This window comes from Caproiciproducens sp. LBM24188, from assembly GCF_054130445.1.
The window spans coordinates 885,385-902,080 of sequence record NZ_CP196862.1 but is presented as its reverse complement, the minus strand read 5'-3'; the positions used below and the strand labels follow the sequence as shown (position 1 = coordinate 902,080).

At 49.0% G+C, this 16,696-nt stretch carries 18 protein-coding genes and 1 other RNA gene; 8 read left to right on the top strand and 11 right to left on the bottom strand.

Annotated elements, in window-relative coordinates; translation table 11 throughout:
• Window positions 1-4: 4 nt before the first annotated feature.
• The 8 genes from ACSVDI_RS04235 to ACSVDI_RS04200 all read right to left on the bottom strand — a co-directional run bounded on the left by ACSVDI_RS04235 (window position 5) and on the right by ACSVDI_RS04200 (window position 6,517).
• A complete protein-coding gene (locus ACSVDI_RS04235; protein ID WP_457945004.1) occupies window positions 5-919 on the bottom strand; it encodes a metallophosphoesterase in 915 nt (304 codons plus the stop codon).
• A gap of 43 nt (window positions 920-962) precedes the next feature.
• The gene (recO, locus tag ACSVDI_RS04230) at window positions 963-1,733 is read right to left on the bottom strand and encodes a DNA repair protein RecO (RefSeq protein ID WP_457945002.1); all 771 of its coding nucleotides are present in this window, start codon (window positions 1,731-1,733) and stop codon (window positions 963-965) included.
• Window positions 1,734-2,002: 269 nt separating this feature from the next.
• Entirely contained in the window at window positions 2,003-2,959 is a 957-nt protein-coding gene (era, locus tag ACSVDI_RS04225) for a GTPase Era (protein WP_457945000.1), read from the bottom strand.
• A gap of 22 nt (window positions 2,960-2,981) precedes the next feature.
• Entirely contained in the window at window positions 2,982-3,488 is a 507-nt protein-coding gene (locus ACSVDI_RS04220; RefSeq protein WP_457944998.1) for a diacylglycerol kinase family protein, read from the bottom strand.
• Window positions 3,489-3,491: 3 nt separating this feature from the next.
• On the bottom strand, window positions 3,492-4,001 hold the full coding sequence (gene ybeY / locus ACSVDI_RS04215; RefSeq protein WP_457944996.1) for an rRNA maturation RNase YbeY: 510 nt from the start codon (window positions 3,999-4,001) through the stop codon (window positions 3,492-3,494).
• 2 nt (window positions 4,002-4,003) lie between these two features.
• The gene (locus ACSVDI_RS04210) at window positions 4,004-4,963 is read right to left on the bottom strand and encodes a PhoH family protein (protein WP_457944994.1); all 960 of its coding nucleotides are present in this window, start codon (window positions 4,961-4,963) and stop codon (window positions 4,004-4,006) included.
• Between the two features lie 114 nt (window positions 4,964-5,077).
• Entirely contained in the window at window positions 5,078-6,256 is a 1,179-nt protein-coding gene (gene yqfD / locus ACSVDI_RS04205; protein ID WP_457944993.1) for a sporulation protein YqfD, read from the bottom strand.
• Between the two features lie 9 nt (window positions 6,257-6,265).
• Window positions 6,266-6,517, bottom strand: a complete 252-nt coding sequence (locus ACSVDI_RS04200) for a YabP/YqfC family sporulation protein (RefSeq protein WP_457944992.1) — start codon at window positions 6,515-6,517, stop codon at window positions 6,266-6,268.
• A gap of 256 nt (window positions 6,518-6,773) precedes the next feature.
• Between ACSVDI_RS04200 and ACSVDI_RS04195 the strand changes: the two genes are divergently transcribed.
• The 3 genes from ACSVDI_RS04195 to ACSVDI_RS04185 all read left to right on the top strand — a co-directional run bounded on the left by ACSVDI_RS04195 (window position 6,774) and on the right by ACSVDI_RS04185 (window position 8,474).
• Window positions 6,774-7,832 carry a nucleoside recognition domain-containing protein gene (locus ACSVDI_RS04195; protein WP_457944991.1) on the top strand — a complete coding sequence of 353 codons (1,059 nt, stop codon included), beginning with the start codon at window positions 6,774-6,776 and terminating at the stop codon, window positions 7,830-7,832.
• A 47-nt stretch (window positions 7,833-7,879) separates the two neighbouring features.
• Window positions 7,880-8,101 carry a hypothetical protein gene (locus tag ACSVDI_RS04190; protein WP_457944989.1) on the top strand — a complete coding sequence of 74 codons (222 nt, stop codon included), beginning with the start codon at window positions 7,880-7,882 and terminating at the stop codon, window positions 8,099-8,101.
• A gap of 178 nt (window positions 8,102-8,279) precedes the next feature.
• Complete coding sequence (locus ACSVDI_RS04185; protein ID WP_457944987.1) at window positions 8,280-8,474, top strand: hypothetical protein; 195 nt, start codon at window positions 8,280-8,282, stop codon at window positions 8,472-8,474.
• A gap of 52 nt (window positions 8,475-8,526) precedes the next feature.
• Here the strand turns inward: ACSVDI_RS04185 and ACSVDI_RS04180 are convergent, their stop codons facing one another.
• Window positions 8,527-10,317, bottom strand: a complete 1,791-nt coding sequence (locus ACSVDI_RS04180) for an aminopeptidase P family protein (protein ID WP_457944985.1) — start codon at window positions 10,315-10,317, stop codon at window positions 8,527-8,529.
• A 509-nt stretch (window positions 10,318-10,826) separates the two neighbouring features.
• Here ACSVDI_RS04180 and ACSVDI_RS04175 point away from each other — a divergent pair.
• The 5 genes from ACSVDI_RS04175 to ACSVDI_RS04155 all read left to right on the top strand — a co-directional run bounded on the left by ACSVDI_RS04175 (window position 10,827) and on the right by ACSVDI_RS04155 (window position 15,631).
• The gene (locus tag ACSVDI_RS04175; protein WP_457944983.1) at window positions 10,827-12,488 is read left to right on the top strand and encodes a glycosyltransferase; all 1,662 of its coding nucleotides are present in this window, start codon (window positions 10,827-10,829) and stop codon (window positions 12,486-12,488) included.
• A 225-nt stretch (window positions 12,489-12,713) separates the two neighbouring features.
• Window positions 12,714-12,866, top strand: a complete 153-nt coding sequence (locus tag ACSVDI_RS04170; protein WP_457944981.1) for a hypothetical protein — start codon at window positions 12,714-12,716, stop codon at window positions 12,864-12,866.
• A gap of 111 nt (window positions 12,867-12,977) precedes the next feature.
• The gene (locus tag ACSVDI_RS04165; RefSeq protein WP_457944979.1) at window positions 12,978-13,775 is read left to right on the top strand and encodes an ABC-2 family transporter protein; all 798 of its coding nucleotides are present in this window, start codon (window positions 12,978-12,980) and stop codon (window positions 13,773-13,775) included.
• Window positions 13,776-13,821: 46 nt separating this feature from the next.
• Window positions 13,822-14,673 carry an ABC-2 family transporter protein gene (locus ACSVDI_RS04160; protein WP_457944978.1) on the top strand — a complete coding sequence of 284 codons (852 nt, stop codon included), beginning with the start codon at window positions 13,822-13,824 and terminating at the stop codon, window positions 14,671-14,673.
• Window positions 14,627-15,631 carry an ABC transporter ATP-binding protein gene (locus tag ACSVDI_RS04155; protein WP_457944976.1) on the top strand — a complete coding sequence of 335 codons (1,005 nt, stop codon included), beginning with the start codon at window positions 14,627-14,629 and terminating at the stop codon, window positions 15,629-15,631. The genes ACSVDI_RS04160 and ACSVDI_RS04155 overlap by 47 nt, the downstream gene beginning before the upstream one ends.
• A 137-nt stretch (window positions 15,632-15,768) precedes the next feature.
• On the opposite strand, the gene ACSVDI_RS04150 is transcribed toward ACSVDI_RS04155, so the two are convergent.
• Window positions 15,769-16,104: a hypothetical protein gene (locus ACSVDI_RS04150; protein ID WP_457944974.1), complete on the bottom strand. Its 336-nt coding sequence runs from the start codon at window positions 16,102-16,104 to the stop codon at window positions 15,769-15,771.
• A 232-nt stretch (window positions 16,105-16,336) separates the two neighbouring features.
• An RNA gene (rnpB, locus tag ACSVDI_RS04145) (RNase P RNA component class A) lies at window positions 16,337-16,680 on the bottom strand.
• Window positions 16,681-16,696: the final 16 nt, after the last annotated feature.

Below are 16,696 nucleotides of genomic sequence, written 5' to 3'. Positions count from 1 at the left end.
GAAATCATCCTTCCCGTTTGAAAACGCCTTTTTCAAACCGATTGTTTCCGCCGCCGGGAACCGAACGCAGCGTAAGGTTCACCACTTCCGGCACGTTATGGATGCGCGGGCCGAACACCCCGCTGCCAAGCCCGCGGCTGACTACCATCTTTTTTTCTTCCATTGTATAAACGCCTTCGCTGTATTGGGGAAAGAACCTGCGTTCCGGCGAAAGCAGCCCTCCCACAAACGGCAGACGAATCATTCCGCCATGCACATGGCCGCAAAGCGTGAGGTCTGCGCCCCACCGGGCGTAAACCGGGAATGAAAGCGGGTTGTGCGTAAGCAGAATACAAAACCGGTCCGGGTCGACGCCACCCATCGCGCGGTGCATATCCCGCAGCCGGAACCGTTCATGTTTTCCAATATGCCTGGCCTCTTTATAATATTTCAGCGGATACCACATTCCGTACACCGGCAGGCTTTCGCCGCCGCGGCAGAGCTCCGTCTTTTCATTGTTCAGCACACGGATTCCCAGCTTTCTCAGCCGGTTCAGGAACGCTTTCAGCGCCGCGCGTCCCATCGTCTGTTCATGATTACCGATAACGTAAAAAACGGGATATTGCTTGGCAAGCACCTGGGCAAAGGACAGAAAAACCGAATAGTCAGAATCCGTGCGGCTCACCATGTCACCGGTCAATACAACCAAATCCGGTTTGGAATCCGCAACGCGGCGCAGCAGCCGGACATTATCCTTTCCAAAACGATGGCTGTGCAGGTCGGACAGGTGGCAAATTCGAAAGCCGTCAAAGGATTTCGGTATTTTCGCCGATTCAATCTGATATTCCGACACGGAAAGCATGTGGTTTTCGGGAAACAGCTGAAACAGCGCTCGTGCCGTGCGGGCAGTGAATCGCTTGATTTTAGATTTTTGCTTCATAAGCCCTCTTTCATCGAAATCTCGAACCCATCTTTCGAAAAAATCACTCTGTTTTCTCCACCGGCTTCATCGGTACCATCTGGTGATAAAAATCCAACGTATTGAAGCCCCGTTGGAGTGTGCCAAGTACATATTGCTCGCTGGCGCGGGCCAATTCGTCCATTCCGCGCGGAGAAAGGCGGAACGAAAACAACTTTTCAAAATCCGCATAAACCGTATGCCTTAATCCAGTCAGCGCACCCCTGCTAAGCGGCAGGGCGGGCTCCCCTACAGGGCGGGGACAGTCCCCACAGTAAATTTGGCCGCTGTTCGGCAAAAAATACATCACGTCCGCTTCGTAGCAGGAACAGCCCGCGCAGCAAATTAAGTTCGGCATATACCCTGCAAGAGAAAGCATTCGCATTTCCACAACCGCCTTCAGCAGGGGTGCCGGGCGGCTGCCTTTGCATAGAAAATGGAACGCGTTCAGCATTAAACGCAAAAAATCCCCTGCCTCGGCTTCCCGCGGAGCAAGCGCCGAAGCCAGCTCGCAAAAATACTGGGCAAGGGAAAGTCGCTCCATATCCCGCCGAAGGTCAAAGAAAACCTCAATCGGCTGAGCGTCGTCAATTATGTACTTTTCCCGCCCCTTGAAAATCGTGAAGCGGGAATAGCTGAACAGCTGCGTAGCCGAAAGCTTGCTGCTTTTCAGTTTTTTGGCCTGCTGGGCAAAAGCGCGCAAAACGCCCTCCTGCCTTGTTAAAACCGTTATCAGCCGGTCGCTTTCACCCACTGACTTCTCCGTAATTACCAGGCCCTCGGTTTCTATCTGCATCGGGAACCTCCCGTGTCTGCATTTCTTCTTGCCGATGTTTACACTGACTGTAAATCAGGTAATCCATCACGTTTCCCGTATGTTCAAAGCAGTTCCATGCTGTCTTTTCATCCATATTTTCCACTCCCCTTTTTCATTGGCTAATTTAAGTATTTGCCGTGGAAAGGGGTTCTATGAGCGGTAAATATATGATTTAAACCCATAATGTGACAAAATATTCAAGGAAAATGTGCTTTCAACTGCTTTGCTGCGGGCGCGCTGTTCCGAAATTAAAGATTAAAATCCGTTTTATCAAAGCCAAAGGTATGAAGAAGTTCCGGCCGATTGCGCCAATCCTCTTTCACCTTGACCCAAAGCTGCAGGTTGATTCTGCAGTCAAAAAAGCGCTCCATGTCCGACCGCGCATACGTGCCAATCCGCTTCAGCATGGCGCCGTTCTTTCCAATAATGATTCCCTTATGGGAAGCTTTTTCGCAGTAAATGGTTGCGTCCACATCAGTCACCGGGCTGGAACCGCCGGATTCGCGCTCGCGCATGCGTTCCACCACCACGGCCACACCATGGGGAACCTCTTTGCTGCAAAGGCGAAGAATTTTTTCACGCACAATTTCGCCGGCCAAAACCCGCTCCGGCTGGTCAGTCAGTGTATCCTCGTCAAAGAAATGACCGCCCGGCATGGCAAGGCGTTCCAGTTCCTTTGTCAGATCCTCAATTCCGTTGCCGTCCAGCGCCGAAACCGGAACGACGGCCTCGAACGGATACCGCGCCGAAAGCTCTGCAATCTGTGTCATCATAACGCTTTTGTCCGCCAGCAGGTCAATCTTATTAATGGCAAGAACAACCGGAAGCTTCATGGATTTGAATTTTTCAATCAGTTCCAAATCAGCGGGGGAAGTACGGCCGCCGGCTTCCACTACCAGCAGGCAGGCATCCACACCCGCAACGGATTCCGTTACTGACCGCACCATGTATTCACCCAAGCGGTTGCGCGGTTTTAAAAGCCCGGGGGTGTCAATGAACACAAGTTGGTTTTCCCCCCGTGTTAATACACCCATAATGCGGGTGCGCGTCGTTTGGGGCTTGTCGGAAACAATAGCGACCTTCTGGCCGATCATTGCGTTCAGCAGCGATGATTTTCCAACATTCGGCCTTCCAACAATGGCGATAAACGCCGACTTTTCTTCGTAACTGGATTCCATAGTTTTGGTGTTTTCCAGCAAATTCATTCTCCTTTAACCGTTTTCATTTTTACTTTCCGTGCGTTCTGCCGTTTAGACCGGCAATTTTTCCGCGGATAAAATCGCGCAGGCTGGTTGGGCCCACAGCAATATACAGGACGCTCGCCGCTATGGTCGCCAAAAGCAGCAAAATCATCGGCGGGCGGACAAAGAAATAATGTACAATTTCAGCCAATACCGCTGGCTTCCAGAAAAGTGCAATCCCGACCGCCACGGAAAACGCCGCCGTAATCAGCACCGCGCCCGCGGCCATGTCCTTCACTATGCGGACCACCGGATGAAAGCTTGCAGCGTCCAGGTCGCAAAGCTCTTCCGCCACAGTGTTAAACATTTCCGCCGTCATAACCGCCGCGATGGTCAGAAACAAAATCGCGTAATCTTCCCGCGAAAGGGAAAAAAACGGCGAAAAGGCGAGCACATACACTGCGGCAACCGTATGGAACCTCATATTGCGCTCGTTATTAATGCAGTAAACGATTCCGCGGATAGCGTAACGAAAACTTTTCAAAAAACGCAAGCTTTATTCCTCGTCCTCGTCAAGCACATAACTGCTGGTGCTGGGCAGACCAAGCTGAGTCATGACCTGCTCTTCTTTTTCCCTCATATGCACGCGCTCTATGCCGCCCTGTTCATGGTCGTAGCCCAGCAGGTGAAGCATAGAATGAGCGGTCAGGTAACCGACTTCCCGTTCCAGGCTGTGCCCATAACGTTCCGCCTGCTCCACCGCTTTTTCCATAGAGATGACAATGTCGCCCAGAATTTTCGCCCCGGTAGAATGGTTCTCGTCGTACACGCCGTTTTCTCCCATTGGGAAAGAAAGCACGTCCGTCGGAATATCTTTCTGGCGATACTGCTTGTTCAGCTCCTGAATCTGCTGATTGTTGACAAAGGTAACGCTGATTTCCGCAGGATCCGGGAATTCTTCCATACGCAACACTGCGTTGCAGCAGCGGCGTACCAGCATCCGCAGCCCCGTCGGGATTTTTACTTCTTTCTGTTTGTTGTCGATAACGACTCTTACTTTTTCCATTTTTAGCGCCCGGCCTCCTCATTTTTTTCATATGCTTTAATAATATCCTGCACCAGTCTATGGCGCACAACGTCTTTTTCAGAAAATCGGATCTGCGCAATATCGTCAATTCCGCGCAGAATTCGCAGCACGTCCTTTAAACCGGAACGCCGCCCATCGGGAAGATCAATCTGCGTAATATCGCCGGTAATCACCATTTTGGAATTGAACCCCAGTCTGGTGAGAAACATCTTCATCTGTTCCGGCGTGGTATTCTGAGCCTCATCCAAAATGATGAAGCTGTCATCCAGCGTGCGCCCGCGCATATAAGCGAGCGGAGCAACCTCTATGTTGCCGCGTTCCACATAACGCTGGTACGTTTCCGCGCCCAGCATATCGAACAATGCGTCGTAAAGGGGGCGCAGGTAAGGGTCGACCTTCTGCTGCAAATCACCAGGCAGAAACCCCAGCTTTTCACCCGCTTCCACCGCGGGGCGCGTCAGGATAATCCGGTTGACCTCCTGCGCGCGGAACGCGGTCACCGCCAGCGCAACCGCCAAATAAGTTTTGCCGGTTCCGGCGGGACCCACCCCGAACGTAATGGTATGTTCCTTAATAGCGGTACAGTATTTTTTCTGCCCCAGTGTTTTCGCTTTCACCGGTTTTCCTTTGGAAGTGATACAGATGCAGTCGCCCGCCAGAGCCTCGACTTTATCCTCGCTGCCCTCGTTTACAAGGGAGATGCAGTAACGCACATTCTGCTCACTGAGTACCTCGCCGCGGTTGATGAGAGTCAGAAGGCTCTCAATCACCCGTACCGCGCGCGCAACGTTTTCCGGTTCGCCCGAAACTTTCAGTTCACTGCCGCGCCCCAAAACGGCAACTTGATACTCTTTTTCAATCAATTTGATATTTTCGTCAAAACTGCCGAAAAGCGCAACTGCTTGCTCCATCCGGTCGATATTGATCCTTTGTTCAAACATCCTATCACCTTTGATTCTTTTACCGTAAGCAAGGCACACTGACTCACGATAAATTAGTATAATTATATCATATACTTTCATTTTCGTCATCAGAATTAGTGACAAAAATTGGTGCTAATTTATCAGTATTTCCGCTTCACGGCCGATATTTTCACGGCATTTCAGCACCGTGGTGTAAATCAAGCTGGAACCTGTCATTTTGTCGCTTGCACTGGAAGAGAGAATCTGAACGTCCTTCAGTTCATTTTTAATCTTTTCCTGAATTTCCTGTTTTGCCTCGAAGAGTGCCTGCTCCCTTGTAAGGGTTACGGCGGCGGAGCTCTGCTCAATCCAATCCTCCTCATAAACGCCGATCGGCAGGGAGGTGTTCATCAGTCGGATTTTTGTAAAGTACGTTTCCTGCCGGTAATTTCCATCCGGCTTCACCGTCATAGTCAGCGGAATGCGCGCGCCCATAAAGTGCAGGCAGCGGCGGGTGACCACACTGCCCGTGTCCTGAACCACCGTGCGTTTCAGCGGAATTTCAACCGACACAGTCCGTGTGGTTTCGGCCATAATTTTTCCGGCTGCATGCTTCAGTGAGGTTTCGCCCGCCTCATCCTTTACCTCGCCGCTAATCAGAAGCTGACCCTCTACCACGGCGTCGCCCTCCTTTACCTGCGGCGTTCCGGCGTAAACTTCCAGAGAAACAATCTGCCCGGTGGCAGCTGCCTTAATGTCGCAGGGGCGTACATCCTTCACCGCAATCGGTGGTTTTTCCGTTTTCTCCTGCAGCCGGATTTCCGCCTTGCAGCCGTGCGTATTGACGCTGATCCAGCTGATTTGGGGGAATTTCAGCATAAGCGCCTGCTGAAGAAGCTGCGGCTGTAAATATTTTTTCGGGGTTCCGGGCCCAATTCCAAGCGCGGCCAGCTCTGCAGTAATTGCCGTTGCCGGAATGGAGGTGTTGCCCACTACTTCGAAGGACCACATCCGATTGGAAAGCACCATTACAATCACCAAAAACAGAATGCTCCCCGCCATAAGGCCTTTTCGTTTCCGGATGCGGACAGTGGCAAACGGGAACCCACTGCGCCTTATGATTTTCAGCCGGCATCCGGCTTTGCGCGCACATCGGCGCAGGGCGCGGTATCTTCCGGCAGCCACGCTGGCCGCCCGGTTCTGCCCCGTTTGAATATCCCACAAATAGATGCCGGAGCGTGCGCACTGGTTCAGAAAGCGCTCCAGGCTGCCGCCGCAAACGGCAAAACGCACATAGCCCATGAACCATCGCGTGAGCGCCAAGGAAAACATCAAATCACCTCACGTCAAAAACTCTATTCCCGTTATAAATCCCGACACCACAAGGGAGTCCACCGTAAGGCACTTGATTACCAGGCCGCGTCCGGTAAAGCGCAGCACCATTTTCCCCGCCTTCACACGAACGACGCCGGGATCGTATTCCAAAACGCCGCCGCAGCCTTCCACAACCGCCTCGCGGTTGCCGTTCAGCTCCATGTGGGACTGCATTGTCGCCGGTGTGGCTGGGAATCCGATAATCCTTTTCCTGCTCAAAATGCATCCCTGCCCTAATCAGTTTGATACGAAATCACCTGATTGCCCTTTCGAAGTCCTTTCGTTTGAGAAAAGGACTTCCGGCCACGCTCGTTCCTGCCGAAAAAAGCCGGCCGTTTTCCCCCACCTTTCCTTTTTCAAAGGAAAGAAACATGCGCGAAAATATACTCGGTCAATCAGTGTCAGTCACATAAAGCCTATGCGCGTCAAGTCGTAAATATCCGCATGGAAACATATATATAAGCGGGGTGATTGAATGAAATGGAAACAGAATCTGCTCTTAATCACAACCTTTCTAATTGCCTGCGCACTGCTGATTTTCCCCTCGGAGGCGGCGGAAGGTGCCCGGAAGGGACTTGGGTACTGCCTTCAAATTTTGATTCCATCCCTGTATCCGTTTATGGTACTGGCTGTGTTTTTGGTAAAAAGCAGCCTATCCGATAAAATCGGTCATGTCTTTGAAGCCCCGTCACGTGTCCTGCTGAAACTGCCCGGAAGCGCCGCAACGGCGGTTTTCATGAGTATGATTGGCGGGTATCCCACCGGAGGACGAAGCGTTGCAGCACTTTACGAAGCGGGCTCCATCAATGGGGAACAAGCATCGCGGATGCTTTGCTTCTGTGTGAATTCGGGGCCGGCGTTTGTCATCAGCGCGGTGGGCGCCGGGTTTCTTGGAAACCGGCAGGCAGGCTATTACCTGTTCGTTTCACAGATCATCGCCTCTGTTCTGCTGGGCCTGATTTGCGGGGCAACGGCAAAACGCGGTGCCGATATTAGCCCAACCAGGCGGCGCGCACCCCAAAAGGCATTAACAGCGCTGATTTCATCCGCCGCAGACGCCGCGCGCGCCATGATGAACATGTGCTGTTTTGTGATTCTGTTCGCATCGGTGCTGAACCTGCTTCGTATCTGGGTGCGGGAACCCGGCAGTTCCGCCGCGCTTTCCGGATTTTTGGAGGTGACGGGAGGATGCTCCGACTTTGCGCAGCTCCACCTGCCGCTTTGGGCAGTATCGCTCATCATTGGCTGGGGCGGGCTCTGCGTTCATTTCCAGATTCTTTCTATGATAGAACAAATCCCGGTTAAACTGCCACGCTTTTTCCTGTTCCGCGTGCTTCACGGGCTGTTTGCGGCAGCGATTACCTTCGGACTGGAAAAGCTTTTTCCCCTCAGCGAGGAAACATTTAGCAACACCTCCGCCACACTGGTGCCCGCGTTTTCCGGCTCCAGCCCCGCGGCGGCGGCGCTGATTATTCTGTGCGCCGCGTTTATCCTATATATTCCATCTGAAAAAGTGGAACTTTACCGCCGATAATGTTATAATAAGCGACAGAAAACAGGATATGAAAAGGCGGGATTGACATGTTCAGGAAAAAGAAAAACACGTTTTTCGGGGATCATGTTGAGGTCAGCTGCGAATACTGCAAAAACTGGCGGGAACAGACGGAATCTGGCGTATGCCGGTTTGGCCTTTCTCCACAGCCGGACGGTGCCTGCGGTCGCTTTGTCTATGACCCGCTGAAGCGCTCACCCAAAACCTTTCCTCCCATGCGCCCGCACGACGCACAGGAATTCAAGCTGTAAAAAGCGGGTTTCCTGTCTTTCTTTTATCTTTGACCGAAATTTCTTCTCTGATACACCGCTTTTTCGGCGGGCCAAAATATTTGGACAAAATTCGGAAACACTATGACCTGCAGGGAACAACCGAAATCAGGCGGCAACCGTGCCGCGTCCCTGATTTATTGCAGGAGATGGCTTTACGATGAGTAAAAATATTAAAGAGGAAATTTCTCGGGAAATTGACCGCCGAATTCATCTTTTGAAGGAGCATCAGGGCGCTGAAATCATTGTGACGGGAAATCAGTATGAAGAACTGAACCAGGCTCTGTCTAAAGTAATCGGTGCTCCCCTGATCGGCGAATTACAGAGCTTGAAAGAATACGTCAACCGCTTATAACTCACAGGCAAACAAAAAGAACCGCCTTTTGGTGGTTCTTTTTGTTTGCCTATTATTTTGAAATCGGCTGGGTATTCTTTTTCAGCCATTCCAGTTCTTTGCCGGAAAGCCTTGGAGAAAGTTTTTCGTAAACCAAGCGGTGGTAGTTGTTCAGCCATTCCAGTTCCTCTTCCGTCAGAAGCTCCGGAAGGATTCCCGCTGTGTCAATTGGGAAATAAGTAACGGGTTCAAACTTCAGGAACTGGCCATATTCGTTGTTGACAAACTCGGTGACGCGAAGGATGTTTTCCGTACGGATTCCATGTTTGCCTTCCTCATAAATACCGGGTTCGTCCGTAATGGTCATGCCTTTTTTCAGCGGTGCACGGCCGCGCATGCTCATGTTCTGCGGGCCTTCGTGCACGCCGCCGTACATGCCCACACCGTGGCCCGTGCCGCAGCGGTAATCGATTCCGTGCTTCCACACCTGCACACGGCTGAGAATGTCGATGTTCTGACCGGAAAGGCCTTCCATGAATACCGCGGTAGCAAGGCCGATATGCGCTTTCAGCACATAGGTGTAATGTTCCATTTCTTCCTGTGTCAGCTCGCCAAGTGCAAACGTCCGGGTAATGTCGGTTGTGCCCTCCTGATACTGTCCGCCGGAATCAATCAGCAGGTAGCTTTTCTTTTCCAGCTTGCTGCACGCGTCCGGTTCCGGGTGGTAATGCATCATGGCGGCGTTTGCTCCGTAAGCCGCAATGGTGCCGAAGCTCTCGCCCATGCTGCCCGGCTGTTTCAGGCGGCATTCCTTCAGCTTATCGCAAACGTCGCATTCGGTAATGGTATCGCCCGCGGCCATGCGTTCTTCCAGCCAGACGCAGAATTCCACCATGGCGCAGCCGTCCTGAATATGCGCTTCCTCAATGTTTTTCAGTTCGGTTTCATTCTTAACGCCCTTCAGGTAGGTCACCGTATCTTCGCCCTCTTTCAGGGTAACGGCGGCATTTTCTTTCAGGATCGTATACAAATCATAGTTCGTGCCGGACGCATCCACCAGAACAGTCATCTTTTCGCGGATGCTGTGAAGCTCCGCGTCAATGTCCTCATACTCTTTCACGGTCACGCCGTTTTCCTTCAGGTACTGCATGGTTTCCGGCAGAACGCGTTTCGTGTTGATGAAAAGCACCGCCGAATCGGGGTAAACCATGGCATAAGAAATAGCGAACGGATTGTAAGCGATATCATCCGCGCGGATATTCATCAGCCAAGCCACGCAGTCCAGCTGGGTAAACAGCTCTGCGTCGGCGCCCTGCTTTTTCAACTCGGCGCGCACCTGCTCCAGCTTTTCTTTGCAGGTGTATCCGGCATACTTTACGTCATGTACAAATACTTTGGAGGCCGGAACCGGCGGACGGTCGGGCCAGATATCAGCAATCAGGTCGGCTGTCTTAACTTTCAGGCCCTTCTTTGCAAAAGCTTCCTTCATTTCACGGACGGTCGCGGCAGAAAGCAGTTTGCCGTCAAAGCAGACGGTTTCCCCTTCGTTCAGCTTATCGTTTAAAAATTCAATATAGGTCGGAACGCCCTTGACCGCGATGCGGTAAAGGACGATTTCACTGCCTTCCAGCTGATGCGCCGCCTGAATAAAATACCGGCCGTCCGTCCAAAGGCCGCTTTCCTTTTCCGTCACCACCAGCGTACCGGCAGAACCGTCGAAACCGGAAAAATAGCTTCTCGCTTCCCAGTGGGCGGGCAGATATTCGCTCATGTGCGGGTCGGAAGACGGGATAATGCAGGCCTGCACACCGTATTCCTTCATTTTGCCGCGCAGGGCGGCAATTCTTTCATTCACACTGACCATGATTCACTACTCCTTCTATTAAGACCGCGCCATCAGGCACAGACAAAGTATTTTTACGAAAATTCCGTGAAATCAATTGAACCGTACGGAGAATACGTAAGATTGCCCGTACAGCCAGAATCATACATTAAATGAAGTATAGGCTTAATCACACCGGCTGTCAAGGCATGGATGGAACTGCGCTTTCCCCCGGGACAATTGTGAACTTTTATGAACACCACACAATCATTCGGATAACTTCAGATAAATCCCTTCTATCGAAGGTCAATCGGGGAACCATCGGTTGAATGGATAAATTAAGCATCACTATCTACTCATAGAAGGCGGAGATAATATGGGAATTGTTAACCCTTAATAGATATACCATATACACGAGTTTCCCATTCAATTTGAACATGTTTGAGTTTATAGTTTGAATTCTTGATTGATCGTTAATAGAGGGGTAAATATTATTAAGATAGTGTCGATAAAGTTTTAGTAACTCTTGGATTAATTGGAATGGTGAAAAAATGATAAAAAGTATTTCTCTCGGAGAGCAAATTCTTGAAATGATTGACACGTTAGAACAGGCTATTGTAGAATTATATGAATTAGCAACAAACAAAGATCGTAAAATTTATAAATTTTCAAAAGAAATGCAAGCAATGCTGACTGCCATGTACCCTGTTTTTGAAAAATTGGCCAAGGAAGAATCTGCTCTAATGTCCGGTAAATTATGTAAAAATGTAGAATATTCCTTAGCTAACATAATGTATCTCTTGCAAGATAGCAGCAATTTGGCCTGTCAAAAAATTGAATATGAGTTACTGCCTTTAGCGCAAGAGCTTTACACAGATTTTTATTTTTGGGGATTTTGTTATCCAGATAATAATAAAATGTGGAATTTTTATCGTAATGAAATGAATGATTTATGTCCATTGCCATATATTAAAGAATCTGAAAAAATAAACTCCTATAAATACGATCTTTCTATTGTTTTGCCTGCTTATAATAAATTGAATTTTACAAAAGAGTGCGTTAAGTATCTTTTTAAGTATTTACCTGATAATTTGAGTTATGAATTAATTTGCATAAATAATGGTTCTAACGACGAAACAAAACTTTTCTTTGAAAGTATTCACCCCAATAAGCAAATAGATATTATTGAAAATACAAAAAGTTTCTCTGTTGTAAGTAGAATTATAGAAGGCAAATATACTCTCTTTTTATCAAATGATGTTATTTTAACCCCCAATGCAATCAGTAATCTTTTAACATGCATTAAATCAGATGAAACAATAGGGTGCGTAGCGCCTACTTGTCCTAATGTTTCGAATCTTCAGGAAATACCAGCAGAATATTCTTCTATAAAAGAGATGATAGACTTCTCGATAAAAAATAATATTAGTAATCCATATCGTTGGGAACAGCGGGCTAGACTTACTCCTCCGGTTGCTCTAGCCAGAAGTAATAATTATTTTTTCTATGCTTTATTTTGTTACACTTATCCATATACTCCTGATCGGGTTTTTGGATTTTCCGATGATTTGATGTCTTTGTTAATGAGGCGCAATGGATACAAATTAATTCTGGCCAAAGATACATATGTATATCATTTTGGAGATAACGCGTTAAAAGATTATAGTTCGAAAAAGCAAAATTTTTATCAAATCGGGCGCAAAAGATTTTATGATACTTTTGGAATTGACCCTTGGGGGGAGGGTCTCTGCTACGATTTAAAGTTAGTATCATCGCTTTCTTTTTCTAATGTGGAACCAACAGAGCCAACTAATATTTTAGGAATTAACTGTGGTATAGGAAGTGATCCACTCAAAATCAAGGAAATATTAAAAGAGACTTACCACAATATAAATGTCATAGTATACAATATAACAAATAATTCCAACTTTAGTGACGATTTAAGGGGAGTATCAGACAAATTTCAGTATGTTAAAAACATTGAAATGATAAAAACTCTTTATGATAATATTCACTTTAAGTATATTATCATAGAAGGTAGCATTGAAAAGCAAAAAAATCCTGTTCGTATTATTAATAAAGCATATTCATTATTAACACAAGATGGAATTCTTGCGGTCAAAGTAGTCAAACTAGATCTCAGAAATAGTTTAAAAGGACTATATATGCAAATGGTAATAAATGATGAGTGGATCATTATAAAACGTATTTAGTAAATTTTAAATAACATTTAAATAGCTATACATAAATTATACATTCATGGAAGAAATCATAAATAGACTCGGCAGTTTTATAAACAAATCACTGGTAATAAAGTTCTGTTGGACAGCCTGTTACTACTCCATAAGAACTGCGCTTTCCCCCGGGACACGGGGCTTGACAAAATCTTCAAAATTCAGTATGATAAGGAAAAATCTAGGATTATGGAGGTGAAAGCAATGAACCGCACCGTATTTAAGCAAGGCTTAATCTGGAATAACATCGGGGAAGTTGCCGTTATTTTAGGTAAAATCGACCGTTCCGTGTATCAGTCTGCCCTTTTGCAGAAATTCACTGCGCGGTCGCGTGTTCATCTTTCCCTTTTCAAATAGTTCGGTTCGGTCTGTTTTAGTCCGTTCAGAATCATACGTTTGAAACCCGGAAGGTGGCTTAGGCCGCATCCCGGGTATTTTTATGCCCATTTTTAGGAGGTTACCAGCTATATGCTGAAAAAGAAACGATTCCTTTCGCTTTCGGAATATACCGCAACCGCCTGGCTGTGCGCCACACAGGCGTTTGACGGCAATTTTCTGTTCGTGTTCGCCGGATACGCTGTGCGCATGGTTCGCCTGCTGGTTATGACGGCAGTTTTCCGCTCGATTCCAGACACGGCGGACCTGTCGCTTTCCCAGATGCTGACTTACGCGCTGCTTTCCTCTGTTTTAAGCGAGCAGCTTTTCCTTTACACACCGGCTACCACCGCGTTGTGGGAAGGTTCCATCATCAACCGCTTTACACGGCCGGTTCCCGTCATTGGAACATTTGTTGCGGAAACCATAGGAAAATGGGTGCCGTCCCTGCTGTTTTACACGCTCCCGGTCTGTCTTGCGGCTCCGCTGTTTGGCGTACGCATTTTGCCCGCAAGCGCCTGGAACGGGGTTCTTTTCCTCGTCAGCCTATTGCTGGGCATTTCGCTCAGCTTTGCCGTTGATTTTATTTTCGCCGCGTTTTCCATGCGGATGAAAAACGGATGCTGGGCGGCGCTCGCCATTCGCGACGCCGTTACCACACTGCTTTCCGGCTCCCTGATTCCCTTTGCGCTTCTGCCGAAAGGAGTGGCCGCGGTGTTCCAGCTTCTACCGTTCGGATCGCTGGCCGGAGCCCCGTTGAGCATTTTCGTCGGTTCCGGCAGCGCCCCGCAGTTAATTATGCTTTCCGTTTTCTGGAACCTAACTCTGTGGCCGGTTTGCATTCTGTATTTCCGCAGGTCGCAGGAAAAAATGGTCTCTTTCGGAGGCTGAGAAACACGATTCGCTCCATTCTAATTCAGGAGGTTTCATAAGACTTATGTCATCCATATTATCAAATATTAAAACTATATTCCGGCTTTGGCATCAGTACGCGAAAATGGATTTGCTCTGGCTTCTGCGCGACACGCGCTACTGCCTGATTCAAATTTTTTCGGATGCAGTGACCGCGCTGGCCTCGGTCAGCGCAGTGCTACTCATCAGCCGAAAATTCGGTGGGATCGCAGGGATGTCCTTTGAGGAAATGCTCTTTCTATGCGGCTTTGCCGTTCTGATCGACGGCTTTATTCTGCTGTTTTTCGACGGAAACAATATAGCTTACATTAGCCGCATTATCGGGCGCGGCCAGCTGGACCACATGCTGATTCAGCCGGTTCCGTTGTGGATTCAACTGCTGACGGGGGCATTTATGCCATTTTCCGGCAGCAGCAAGCTGCTCTGCGGCATCGTTCTCACGGTCATTTCCCTGCGGCGGCTCGCCTTTACCGTAACGCCGCTGTGGGTGCTTTGGCTGATTCTGAACATACTGTGCTCCGCCGCCATTATTTTATCCTTTGTTTATGTTTTTTCGTGCTGCGCATTCTACGCGCCGGTCGCGGCGGAAGAAATTGCGATGGTAATCCACGATTTATTCAGCGATACGAAAACCTATCCGCTGGCCGGCTTAACCAAACGCGGGGCAACGGTTTTCTGCTCCATTCTTCCGGTCGGGCTTGCTGCATGGTTTCCGGCGGAAATGATGCTTGGAAAAACACCGGCCGGACTTCCCGGCATAACGTTCTACCTTGCCGCGGCACTTTGGTGTGCGGCAGCCGTTCTTTTATTTCGAAAGGGGTTAATTCATTATGGAAAATACAGTTCAAACCGATACACCGGTTTTGGTCATCGATAATGTCACAAAAGAGTACCGTCAATGGCAAAGAAGTGGAAAAGTAAAAGATATAATAAAAAATCTGGTAAAGCCGGAACAGCGCGCTGTGACAGCGCTTGACCACCTCTCCCTTCGTGTGGATAGGGGAGAATTCGTCGCCTACGCCGGGGCTAACGGCGCTGGAAAAAGCACAACCATCAAGATTTTGTGCGGTATTCTCCAGCCCTCCTCCGGCACCGTTTCCGTGCTAGGGCTTGACCCAGCCAAGCAGCGACGGGAGTTGATGAGCCGGATTGGCATTGTGTTCGGTCAGCGTACCGAACTTTGGTGGGACCATCCCGTTATTACAAGCTACGAATGGAAACGCGCGGTCTGGCATATTCCGGCCGATGTTTACGAGAAAAACCTGCGCATGGTCACCGAATTGCTCGACCTTGGCGAACTGCTGCACACCTTCTCTCGGGAACTGAGCCTTGGTCAACGGATGCGCGCCGACCTGGGCATGATGCTGCTGCACAACCCGGAGCTGATTTTTTTGGATGAACCGACTCTTGGTCTGGACGTTTTGGCTAAGCAGCAGATGATTGCGTTTCTGAAACGGTTGAACCAGGAACGTGGCACCACCATTGTGGTAACCAGCCACGACATGGACGATCTGGAGGAAATGGCAAACCGCATCATCCTGCTTTCCCATGGAAAAATCGCTTTCGACGGTGATTTTGACCAGCTTCGTCTGACGCAGGGAAACCTTGGAAGGATTCGCGTGACCACCACATCCTCCACTCCCTGTAAATTTGAGCAGCTGACATACGTTTCCTCGGAAGGAAATGAACACGAATATGCCTTCGACGGCGGAAAAACACCCATTCGCTCGGTTTTGGCTGAAATTTCAGCAGCGGAAGGCGTGCGCAATGTAGAAATCCGCAAAGCGCCGATTGAAGAAGTCATCGCCGCCTTGTACAAAAGCTGGAAAGCGTAAAAAGTTATAGAAATACCCGCGCCCCGGTTCCATCCAGATGGAACCGGGGCGCGGGTCGTTTTTCGCATGTCCCAAGCAACAGGTAGAAAAAAACGGCCGGACTGCTTTTTTGGCAGTCCGGCCGCAGCTGAATTCCTTTAAACAACAAGCGATCCGTAAAGTTCTGCAAACGGGTGTTCCAAACAATCCTGAAGCAAATCCCTGTAAAATTTCAGCATATCGACAATCGTCCCTATGCCGTGTTTTACTTCATACTCCTGATAGCAATCCGGGCAGTTGGAAAGTTCCCAAATTCCTTTTTCCAGCTTTGGTATCAGGACAGAAGCCGGCCGAACCACCTCTTGGTTCATCACCGACCAGTCACTGCTGGCAGTGATCAAATCACGGTTTTCCCATGGAATGATATGCGTGTCGCCCATTGTCACCCATTTTCCTTCCTGAAGCTGCATCCGTAACAAAATTGAAAAGTTCAAATATACTACCCTCCAAGCAACACGGTATGAACTTTTTTCTAAACATCTCCACCCACGATATAATTCGTGAAAACTATTATATGATTTCCAGGACATCCGGTCGAATTATTTCAATCAGTACACTTCTTTCAATCCATTGATTTTTCCGGTTAGGGAAAGAACGGATATTTCGATTCGGACGAGCCTTAATTGGGTATAACAAAACCCGCCTAATCAGCGGATTTTATTCGTATATGCGACCAGACCTATAAGCCGAGTTCTGTCGTGAACAGCCATCTATCTTGGCCTGATGTTGCCATCCAGGCTCGACGCCACCTTCTCGGAACGCGCCGGGCAGGCGCTCTATGTTCCTCTGCGGTGTTGCTCCGAATAGGGTTTGCAGAGCCGTGCGGTTCCCCGCACGCTGGTGAGCTCTTACCTCGCCTTTCCACCCTTACCGTTTCCGGCGGTATATCTCTGTTGCACTTTCCCTGGGGTCGCCCCCGGCGGCCGTTAGCCGCTATTCTGCCCTGTGGAGCTCGGACTTTCCTCGGGCACGCCCTTTCGAACTGTGTCCGCAGCTGTTCAGTCTGCTCGCCGATTCTTATTTTAA